Consider the following 9,405-nt stretch of genomic DNA (forward strand, 5'->3'; position numbering starts at 1 on the left):
GTCATGAACATCACCCTCAACAATGGCATCGAGATGCCGGCTCTCGGCTTCGGCGTCTTCCAGGCCGCGCCGGACGAGACCGTCGATGCCGTCAGCGCCGCACTCGAGACGGGCTACCGTCTGATCGACACCGCCGCCGCGTACGGCAACGAGCGTGAGGTCGGCGAGGCGATCCGCCGCACCGGCATCCCGCGCGACGAGGTCTTCATCGAGACCAAGGTCTGGATCAGCGACTTCGGCTACGACGAGACACTGCACGCATTCGAGAAGTCGACCGGCAAGCTCGGGGTCGACCAGCTCGACCTGCTGATCCTGCACCAGGCGCTGCCGACCCGCTTCGACCTCACGCTCGGCGCCTACCAGGCACTCGAGACCCTGCTCGCCGACGGCCGCGTGCGCGCCATCGGCGTGAGCAACTTCATGGTGGATCACCTCGAGAAGCTGGCGGCCGAGACGAGCATCGTGCCCGCGATCAACCAGATCGAGGTGCATCCCTACTTCCCGCAGCGGCAGGTGCAGCAGGCGGATGCCGCGGCCGGCATCGTCACGCAGGCCTGGTCACCGATCGGCGGCATCACGGCGTACCGCCCCACTGGCGCATCCGTCTTCGATGACGAGACCATCGCCGCCATCGCCGCGGAGCACGGCAGGTCACCGGCCCAGGTGATGCTCCGCTGGCACCTGCAGCAGGGACGCTCCGCGCTGCCGAAGTCAGTGCGTCCCGCCCGGATCGCCGAGAACTTCGACGTCTTCGACTTCGAGCTCACCGCCGATCAGCTCAGCGCGATCGATGCGCTCGACACCGGGGTGCGCCGCGGACCCGAGCCAGAGGACGTGACGCTGGAGACCTTCGGCCGGGAGATCCCGGAGGCCTGAGTCAGAGCGCGGCGGCGACTCCGGGCGTCAACTTCGCGAGGATGGCGCCCAACTGCTCCCGCTCTGCTTCCGTGAGCGGATCGAGGATCAGCTCACGGATCTGCGCCACGTGCACCGGGGCAGCCGTGCGGAGCAGCTCGCGACCCGCCTCGGTGAGCGCAGCGGTCAGGGTGCGCCGGTCGCTGCTGCATGACGTCCGGGTCACCCAGCCTCGTTCCTCCAACGAGTCGATCGCGTGGCTGAGTCGCGACCGGCTGAGGCCAGCGATCTGCGCGAGCTCGGTCATCGGGATCGCCCGATCGCCCTGGCCCGCGAGAGTCACGAGGATCGCGTAGTGCGAGTGCTTGAGACCCGTCTCGGCTTTCAGGGTGCGGTCGAGCACCTGCGGCAGCAGCTGGACGAAGCGGATGGTCGGCAGCCACGTCGCCATCTCGGAGTCATCCAGTCGCCGATCGCTCATGATGTCACTTCCGGTCGCGGCCCTCACGCGGCGGACAGGTCGAGCGTGTGCGAGGTGTGGTCGCGCTTGGCCTCGAGGTAGCGGTGGTTCGCGTCCGACAGGTGCACAGCGGTGCGGACCTGCTCGGTGACGCGGATGCCGAGGGACTCGAGCTGCGCCGCCTTGTCGGGGTTGTTGCTCAGCAGGCGGATGCTGTCGGCGCCCACCGTGCGCAGCATCTGCGCCGCGACCGTGTAGTCGCGCTCGTCCTCGCCACGGCCGAGAGCGACATTCGCCTCGTAGGTGTCGAGCCCTGCGTCCTGCAGCGCATAGGCGTCGAGCTTCGCGTACAGACCGATACCGCGACCCTCCTGGCGCAGGTAGAGAAGGAATCCACCCTCCTCGGCGATGCGCTCGACGGCTTCCCGCAGCTGCGGACCGCAGTCGCAGCGCTCGGATCCGAAGACATCGCCGGTCAGGCATTCGCTGTGCGGGCGCACGAGAGGCGCATCCCCGCCGTCGGCTGCGCGGTCGAGCGCAGCCCTCCAGTCGCCGAGGCCGAGCAGCAGGTGCTCACGGCCGTCGACCAGGCCGTCGAACGTCACGACATCTGCTGCGGTGGAGAACCCGTCGGCGAAGCGCATCGGCACGCGCACCCGCGTCCGCTCGGTCGCGACCGGAACGACGGTTGAAGTTTCAATCATGTCGAGTGAAACGCGACGGACGCTGCGGTATTCCCGAAAGGGGTGCTCTGTCAGTACCTCCCGCTCCCGGCGGATGTGGCGTCTACTGGAGGGACGAGACCGAAGGAGCACCACTCATGCGTGGAGTAGTCATGTACGCACCCGGCGACGTTCGCGTCGAGGACCGCGAGAAGCCGACCATCACCCGGCCGACGGATGCCGTGATCCGCATCGCCGCGACCTGCATCTGCGGATCGGACCTGTGGCCCTACCGCGGCGCGAACGACGTCGACCACGATCCGATGGGTCACGAGTACGTCGGCGTCGTCGAGGAGATCGGCGCCGAGGTGAAGACCGTGAAGGTCGGCGACTTCGTCGTCGGATCGTTCATGGCCTCCGACAACACCTGCGAGATCTGCCAGGCCGGCTACCAGTCCCGCTGCGTGCACGTGGTGCCGATGGGGATGTTCGGAACCCAGGCCGAGTACTCGCTCATCCCGCACGCGGACGGGACGCTCGTCGCGACGCCGGGGCAGCCCGACGCCGATCTGATCCCGTCGCTGCTCGCGGCATCCGATGTGCTGGGCACCGGCTGGTTCGCCGCGGTCGCCGCGGAGGTCGGGCCTGGCAAGACGGTCGCCGTGGTCGGTGACGGAGCGGTGGGGCTGCTCGGCATCCTCGCCGCACGCGAACTCGGCGCCGAGCGCATCATCGCGATGAGTCGCCACGCCGACCGCCAGGCGCTGGCCCGGGAGTTCGGAGCGACGGACATCGTGGAGGAGCGCGGCGACGAGGGCGTGGCACGCATCAAGGAGCTCACGAACGGGCTCGGCGCGCACTCGGTGATCGAGGCCGTCGGCACGCAGGAGTCGATGATGCAGGCCATCCGCGCGACCCGCCCCGGCGGTCACGTCGGGTACGTCGGCGTCTCTCACGACGTGGCGCTGCCCGGTGAGGAGCTCTTCTTCTCCGGCGTGCACCTGCACGGCGGCCCGGCGCCGGTGCGCCGCTTCCTCCCCGACCTGATCCAGCTCATCTGGGACCGCAAGATCGACCCCGGCAAGGTGTTCGACCTCACGCTTCCGCTCGAGGATGCCGCCGAGGGCTATCGCGCCATGGACGAGCGTCGCGCCACCAAAGTGCTGCTCACCGTCTGATCCGGCCAGCGACAGCGCTATCCCGCGACAGGAGAGAAGACATGCACATCGAAGAACGCATCCCGACAGTGAAGAACCCGCCCGAATGGTTCACGGGCGACGTCTGGCTCGACCCGATCATCGCCCCGCACGATGCGGACCAGCGGATGTCGGGAGGGCTCGTCCGGTTCGCGCCCGGCGCCCGCACGGCGTGGCACTCGCACGCGCGCGGGCAGTACCTGCGCGTCACCGAAGGCACCGCACTGTGCGGCACACGTGACGGAACGGTCGTCGAGGCCCGGCCCGGCGAGACGATCTACACACCGCCGGGGGAGGAGCACTGGCACGGCGCCGACGAGGACTGCTTCATGCAGCACCTCGCGCTGCTCGAGGGCGCCGACGACCCGAGGGACACCACGACGTGGCTCGAGCACGTGACCGACGAGGACTACCGCCGCCGCTGAGCCGCTGAGCCGATCCCGGTGCCGGGGTCGGAGCCGGTCCTACTCCGCTGCCGGTGCCCTGTCGCGGCGGCGCACGAGCCGGAGCTCACTGGCCAGGATGCCGAGCACGACGAGTGCGCCGCCGATCAGCGCGGTGACGGGCAGCCGCTCGCCGGCGATGCGGCCGATCGCGGCCGCCCACACCGGCTCGCCTGCGTAGATGATCGTGGCGCGGGTCGGCGAGATCGACTTCTGCGCCCAGTTCATCGTGAGCTGGATGATGCAGCTCGCCGCCCCGAGTCCGACCGCGCATCCGACCCAGATCCAGGAGAACTCCGGAACTCCCTCGCCGACGACCGGCATCGTCAGAAGGCCGAGCACTCCCGCGGTGAGGAGCTGGATGATCGTGATCCGGCCGAGGTCGATCCGGCCGGCGAACACGCTGATGAGGATGATCTCGGCTGCGATCGGCAGCGTGCTGATCATGGTGAGGATCTCGCCCGACCCCAGCGTGAGGGCGAACGCGTCAGGGCCCGCGATGAGCACCAGACCGAGGAAGGCGAGTCCTGCCCCCACGAACGCCATGGCCGGCGGCCGCTTGCGGAAGACCGCCCACTGGGCCAGCGGCACGAGAGGGATGTACATCGCGGTGATGAAGGCCGACGTGCTCGAGTCGATGGTCTGCAGCCCGACGGTCTGCAGGCCGTAGCCGAGATAGATCATGACGCCGATCGCGATTCCCGCGCCGATGTCACGCCAGCGGATGCCGCGCAGTGCGCTGCGGAAGATCACGATGCTGATGATCCCGGCCACCAGGAATCGGATGCCGACGAAGAACCACGGACCCGAGTGCTGCATCGCCCAGTGCACGAGGAGGAAGGTGCTGCCCCACACCGCCGTGACGGCGATGAGCGCGACCTCCTGTCGACGCAGGCTCATCCAGCGGAATCGGGTGGACATCCGGTCCTTTCTCGACGCGGCCCGGCGGTCCCTTCTCGGCGCGACCCGGTCGAGCCTAGCGGCGCCTCGGCATCCGGCTCGAATCGTGCCAAACGAGCGAGGGGAGGACCGGCTGGGGTCGGGTGGGCGATTCGAACGTCGTCTCGATAGCCTCGCATCATGAGCAACTTCGTGAGCGTCGAGGAACTGGTCGAACTGCGCGCATCCGGCGGGCCGATCCGGGTGATCGACGTGCGATGGCGACTCGATCGGCCCGACGGGCACGCGGACTATCTCGCGGGGCACATTCCGGGAGCGGTGTTCGTTCCGCTCCACACCGAGCTCGCGACGCACGGGGAGCCGTCGGACGGCCGGCATCCGCTCCCGACGACCGCCACGCTTCAGGAGGCCGCGCGACGCTGGGGCGTCCATCGCGGAGACACGGTGGTGGCGTACGACGACGCCAAGGGGCTCGCGGCCGCGCGCGCGTGGTGGCTGCTGCGTCAGGCGGGCGTGAAGGTCCGCGTGCTCGACGGCGGGCTGAGCGCCTGGGGCGCCGCCGGGCTTCCGCTCGAGACCGACGACGTGCACCCTGAGCCGGGCGACGTGGAGCTCGTTGAGATCGGGGCCGATGCCATCTCGATCGACGAGGCCGCGGCGTTCCCGGCCGGCGGGGTCCTGCTCGACGTGCGCGCGGCCGATCGGTATCGCGGAGAGCATGAGCCGCTGGACCCGGTCGCCGGACACATTCCCGGTGCGCGCAACGTGCCGATGGCGGCGCACCTCGACGTCGACGGCAAGATCCTCGACACGCACACGCTCCAGGCGACCTTCGCCGCGGTCGGCGTGACAGACGGCACTCCGGTCGCGGCGTACTGCGGGTCGGGCATCACCGCCGCGCACACGGCGCTGGTCCTCGACGAGGTCGGGATCGAGGCCAAGGTGTACCCAGGCTCGTGGAGCCAGTGGTCGAACACACCGGGTCGTCCGGTGGCGCTGGGCGATCAGCCAGGCTGACGCTCAGCGCCCGTCGGCGTAGCTCCAGCTGACGCCGAGGGCACCCGGCCCGAACGCGCGGCGCACCTGGTGCACCGAGGTGCGGCCGTCCAGCGACAGCTCTGTCGTCTTGGCGCCGTCCGGCGTCTCGACGCGCTCTTCGAGCCGGTCGGGCAGGGCGTCGGGGTGGAACCTCGTCCACACCAGCAGCTCCCGGCACTGTCGAGCGACGGCGTGCCCCGTCTCGCGCTGCGGCGGATAGTCGGCGGGGTACTCGACCGACCACTCGACCATCGCGGTGCTCGGAGCGGCCAACGGCACCTCCAGTTCGAAGAGGACGCCGTGCACCTCCCCGTTCGGGTGCGAATAGCGGGCGGAGATCCGGCCGCCGGACACGGCCGAGATGAGCGGTGGCGGAGTGCTGATGCCCGGCGTCATCTCGAGGAACGGGATCGAGGCGACGGTGCCGACCGTCGACTGGACGATGCTGCGGGTGATCGAATACGAGACGTTGCCGGCGGCGTCGACATCGGTGACCGAGTGCGTCGTCAGCTCGCGGGAGGTGTCGGGGTACTCCGCGCCGAGGGCGGCGAAGGCATCCTTCACCGCCTCCTCGAGTTCGCGCTCGTCGAGGGGGAAGAGGTTGGGGCCGAGCGGTCCGGTGCGATTCGTCGTGCCGAGCAGGGCGGTGAGGGAGCCGGGCTCGAGGTGCAGCAGCTGCTCGATGTCGGTGAGCGCGGCCATCGATTGCGCGCCCTCCGGGCGTCGGGCGCCCGACCTCCAGTAACTGAGAGTGGCCATCGAGACGCTGTTGCCCCGTGCTCGGAGCTGCTCGTGCAGTCGCGCCAAAGTCAATCCACGTGCATTGATCGCGTCTCGGAGGGACGCCGCGAACGCGTCGGCGTACCGTCGGATGCCACTTTCTATACTCATCACAGCACCCCCTCCGGTATGTGAAGAATCGAGCTCTAGAGTGAGCTTACGACCACACCGGCATCGCGTAGGGGACGAGGTGCTATTTCTGGGGTCTGTGGGCTGAACAGTCGTGAGCAGGGTGCCCGACCTTGCGATCGTTCGGTCTGACGCAGTGTCGCCCCCGTCGCTGCGTACTTTCGCGGGGCCTGACGATCGATCTGGGGAGATCCGTCCGGCCCCGCGAAGAACCTCCGCCCGCGGGCGCCGCACCCATCGTGCGCCCCCGCGTAGACTGGGATGAACACCCCGGAGGACTCTGGATCGTCATGTCTGCCCCTGCTCGCGCGTTCACCGCGCGCCACGTACAACTGCTGCGCGCGCTCTTCGCCGCGGCCGCAGCCGTGATGATCACGTTCTCGCCGGACCACTCGGCGGCCGTCGGGCTCTCGGTGTTCAGCGGCTTCGTCCTGACCACCGCGCTGGTGCTGATCCTCGCCGTCTGGCTCGTGTTCCCGGCCGGGGAGCGCTGGCCCTCCGTGGTCCTCGCCCTGCTGGGCTTCGTCGCAGGCATGACGGCCGGTGTGCCCGCGTGGCGCACGGATGATGTCTTCTTCGTCGTGGTGACCGCGTGGGCCGCCGCGACCGGGACGGTCGAACTGGTCGTCGGACTGCGCGCACGCCGCGCGGGCGATCCGGCAGCCAGGGACTCCATCACCCTCGGAGCCTTCGGCTTGCTGCTCGCGGTGCTGCTGCTCGCGATCCCCGCCGGGTTCGTCCAGCCGTATGCGATCGACGGTGCCGGCGAGTTCGAACTCACCGGCATCATCCTGGGCGTGGGGATGTTCGGGGGCTACGCCGCGATCGTCGCCGTCTTCCTCGGCATCGCCGGCCTGACGCCGCAGAGAGCGGATGCGGTGGCCACCGCCCCGGCATCCGGCAACGACCCGGCTCCCGCCGGGCATGGAGGAGAGCGATGAGCGACGAGAAGCCGACCCGACGCGACATCCTGCGCCCCCTGCACCTGCTGGCGATCGCCTTGGCGTGCGGCATCTTCGCCGCAGTCGTGACGCTCGTGTCGACGGGCGCCTTCACTGCTCGCGTCAACTCGGCGATCGCGAACGGGACCTACGAGGGCCTGACCCCGATCGCGCTCGGCCTGGTCGTCGGCGGCGGCGCGTTCATCGTCACGCTGCTCTTCCTCGCGATGCTGATCCTCGTCGTCGACCCCGCCGAGGTCACCAAGACGGTCGATCGTCCCGTGCTGTACGAACGGGATCCCTCCGAGCCGTCCGACAGCGGCAACGCGGAGAGCACCGACGGGTCGGGTCGCGACGCGTCTTCGTGATCGCGGGTTCGTCGGCCTCCGGCATCCGTTCGGAATAGTCCCGGCCGTGTGCGGATTGTCCCTGTAGTGACTGCCTCCATCGACCGCGCCTCCATCGGACTCCGGTCGGAGCGCGGGCCGGTGCTCGGCGCCCTGATGCTCGCGACCGGTCTCATCGCGATCGACGCGACCATCCTGGCGACTGCGGTGCCCAGCATCGTCCGCGACCTCGGCAGCTACCAGCAGTTCCCCTGGCTGTTCTCGGTGTATCTGCTCGCTCAGGCGGTGAGCGTGCCGATCTATTCGCGTTTCGCCGACACCGTCGGACGCAAGCCGATCATCCTGCTCGGGATCGCACTGTTCCTCCTCGGCTCCGTGCTCTCCGGGTTCGCCTGGAGCATGACGGCTCTGATCGTCTTCCGCATCGTGCAGGGGCTCGGCGCCGGAGCTGTCGCCCCCATGTCGATGACGATCGTCGGCGACATCTACACGGTCGCCGAGCGAGCGAAGGTGCAGGGCTACATCGCCTCGGTGTGGGCCATCTCGTCGGTGGTCGGACCCGCACTCGGGGGGATCTTCGCCCAGCTCGACGCCTGGCGGTGGATCTTCTGGGTCAACATCCCCCTGTGCCTGGTGGCGGCATGGATGCTGATGCGGCGCTACCACGAGCAGAAGCAGACGCAGCGGCACCGCATCGACTACGCCGGAGCCGTGCTGCTCACGATCGGGCTCACCGGACTCATCCTCGGGATGCTCGAGGGCGGCAACGCCTGGGACTGGATCTCCGTGCCGAGCGCCGTCTGCTTCGGCCTCGGTGCTGCGGCCCTCGTCGCGTTCGGCCTCGTCGAGCGGCGCGCCGCCGAGCCGATCGTCGACCTCCGCCTCGCGGCGCGACCGTTGATCCTCACCACGACGATCGTCTCGCTGGGCATCGGCGCGCTCATGACGGGTGTGACGAGCTTCGCGCCCGCCTACCTCGAGGGCTCGATCGGCATCGCGCCGCTGCTGTCGGGGCTGGCGGTCGCGGCGTTGACGCTCGGATGGCCGCTCGCTGCGGCGAACGCGGGGCGGCTGTATCTGCGCATCGGCTTCCGACGCACCGCTCTGACCGGGATGTCGATCACCGCGGTCGCGACGATCGCCCTCGCCGTCGTGTCGCCGTGGCCCAACCCCTTCGCGATCGCGGGAGTCGCATTCGTCCTCGGATTCGGCCTCGGCTGGAGCGCGGCTCCCACCCTCATCGCGGCCCAGGCATCGGTCGGCTGGGGGGAGCGGGGTGCCGTCACCGGAATGAACGCGTTCGCCCGGTCCGCCGGCAGCGCGCTCGGCGTGGCGGTGTTCGGGGCGATCTCGAACTCGGTCATCGCTCAGGGCGCGGGCCCGGATGATCCGGCGACCATCATCTCGGCATCCGTCTGGGTGTTCATCGGCGCTGCCGTGGTGGCGGTGCTGACTCTGCTCGCCGCCGCTTTCATGCCGCGAGATTCCGCGGGCGCACTCTCCGGCGAGCCTCGGGCGTAGCCCCTCCGCTGTCCACGCTCCCGTCCCGCCGCCCTTTCCCTTCGGCGCCGGGTCTCTCGCGCCGGGTCTCGCGCTCCGGGTCTCGCGCGCCGGGCCTCGCGCGCCGGGCCTCGCGCGCCGGGCCTCGCGCGCC

11 protein-coding genes are annotated in these 9,405 nt (G+C 69.7%); 7 read left to right on the top strand and 4 right to left on the bottom strand.

Going from position 1 to position 9,405, the window contains the following annotated elements:
• The first annotated feature begins 3 nt into the window (after window positions 1-3).
• Window positions 4-876: an aldo/keto reductase gene (locus ACESK8_RS11170; RefSeq protein ID WP_372968671.1), complete on the top strand. Its 873-nt coding sequence runs from the start codon at window positions 4-6 to the stop codon at window positions 874-876.
• A 1-nt stretch (window position 877) separates the two neighbouring features.
• Here the strand turns inward: ACESK8_RS11170 and ACESK8_RS11175 are convergent, their stop codons facing one another.
• The gene (locus ACESK8_RS11175; RefSeq protein ID WP_372968659.1) at window positions 878-1,336 is read right to left on the bottom strand and encodes a MarR family winged helix-turn-helix transcriptional regulator; all 459 of its coding nucleotides are present in this window, start codon (window positions 1,334-1,336) and stop codon (window positions 878-880) included.
• A 23-nt stretch (window positions 1,337-1,359) separates the two neighbouring features.
• Complete coding sequence (ribA, locus tag ACESK8_RS11180) at window positions 1,360-2,019, bottom strand: GTP cyclohydrolase II (RefSeq protein WP_372968660.1); 660 nt, start codon at window positions 2,017-2,019, stop codon at window positions 1,360-1,362.
• A 116-nt stretch (window positions 2,020-2,135) separates the two neighbouring features.
• Between ribA and ACESK8_RS11185 the strand changes: the two genes are divergently transcribed.
• Both ACESK8_RS11185 and ACESK8_RS11190 read left to right on the top strand, forming a co-directional pair.
• Entirely contained in the window at window positions 2,136-3,155 is a 1,020-nt protein-coding gene (locus tag ACESK8_RS11185; RefSeq protein ID WP_372968661.1) for a zinc-dependent alcohol dehydrogenase family protein, read from the top strand.
• 41 nt (window positions 3,156-3,196) lie between these two features.
• Window positions 3,197-3,598, top strand: coding sequence for a cupin domain-containing protein (locus ACESK8_RS11190; protein ID WP_060927692.1), 402 nt, complete (start codon window positions 3,197-3,199; stop codon window positions 3,596-3,598).
• Between the two features lie 39 nt (window positions 3,599-3,637).
• Here ACESK8_RS11190 and ACESK8_RS11195 read toward each other — a convergent pair whose 3' ends face one another.
• Window positions 3,638-4,537 carry a DMT family transporter gene (locus ACESK8_RS11195; RefSeq protein ID WP_372968662.1) on the bottom strand — a complete coding sequence of 300 codons (900 nt, stop codon included), beginning with the start codon at window positions 4,535-4,537 and terminating at the stop codon, window positions 3,638-3,640.
• Window positions 4,538-4,696: 159 nt separating this feature from the next.
• Between ACESK8_RS11195 and ACESK8_RS11200 the strand changes: the two genes are divergently transcribed.
• Window positions 4,697-5,533 carry a sulfurtransferase gene (locus ACESK8_RS11200; RefSeq protein WP_372968663.1) on the top strand — a complete coding sequence of 279 codons (837 nt, stop codon included), beginning with the start codon at window positions 4,697-4,699 and terminating at the stop codon, window positions 5,531-5,533.
• 3 nt (window positions 5,534-5,536) lie between these two features.
• On the opposite strand, the gene ACESK8_RS11205 is transcribed toward ACESK8_RS11200, so the two are convergent.
• Window positions 5,537-6,445: a hypothetical protein gene (locus ACESK8_RS11205; RefSeq protein WP_372968664.1), complete on the bottom strand. Its 909-nt coding sequence runs from the start codon at window positions 6,443-6,445 to the stop codon at window positions 5,537-5,539.
• A 308-nt stretch (window positions 6,446-6,753) separates the two neighbouring features.
• Here ACESK8_RS11205 and ACESK8_RS11210 point away from each other — a divergent pair, with 308 nt between their 5' ends.
• The 3 genes from ACESK8_RS11210 to ACESK8_RS11220 all read left to right on the top strand — a co-directional run bounded on the left by ACESK8_RS11210 (window position 6,754) and on the right by ACESK8_RS11220 (window position 9,272).
• Window positions 6,754-7,404, top strand: coding sequence for an acyl-CoA synthetase (locus ACESK8_RS11210; RefSeq protein ID WP_372968665.1), 651 nt, complete (start codon window positions 6,754-6,756; stop codon window positions 7,402-7,404).
• Window positions 7,401-7,772: a hypothetical protein gene (locus tag ACESK8_RS11215; RefSeq protein WP_372968666.1), complete on the top strand. Its 372-nt coding sequence runs from the start codon at window positions 7,401-7,403 to the stop codon at window positions 7,770-7,772. Before ACESK8_RS11210 ends, ACESK8_RS11215 begins: the two co-directional genes overlap by 4 nt.
• Before the next feature lie 66 nt (window positions 7,773-7,838).
• On the top strand, window positions 7,839-9,272 hold the full coding sequence (locus tag ACESK8_RS11220; RefSeq protein WP_372968667.1) for an MFS transporter: 1,434 nt from the start codon (window positions 7,839-7,841) through the stop codon (window positions 9,270-9,272).
• Window positions 9,273-9,405: the final 133 nt, after the last annotated feature.

The organism is Microbacterium sp., from assembly GCF_041641055.1.
In the GTDB taxonomy this organism is placed as follows: Bacteria; Actinomycetota; Actinomycetes; order Actinomycetales; family Microbacteriaceae; genus Microbacterium.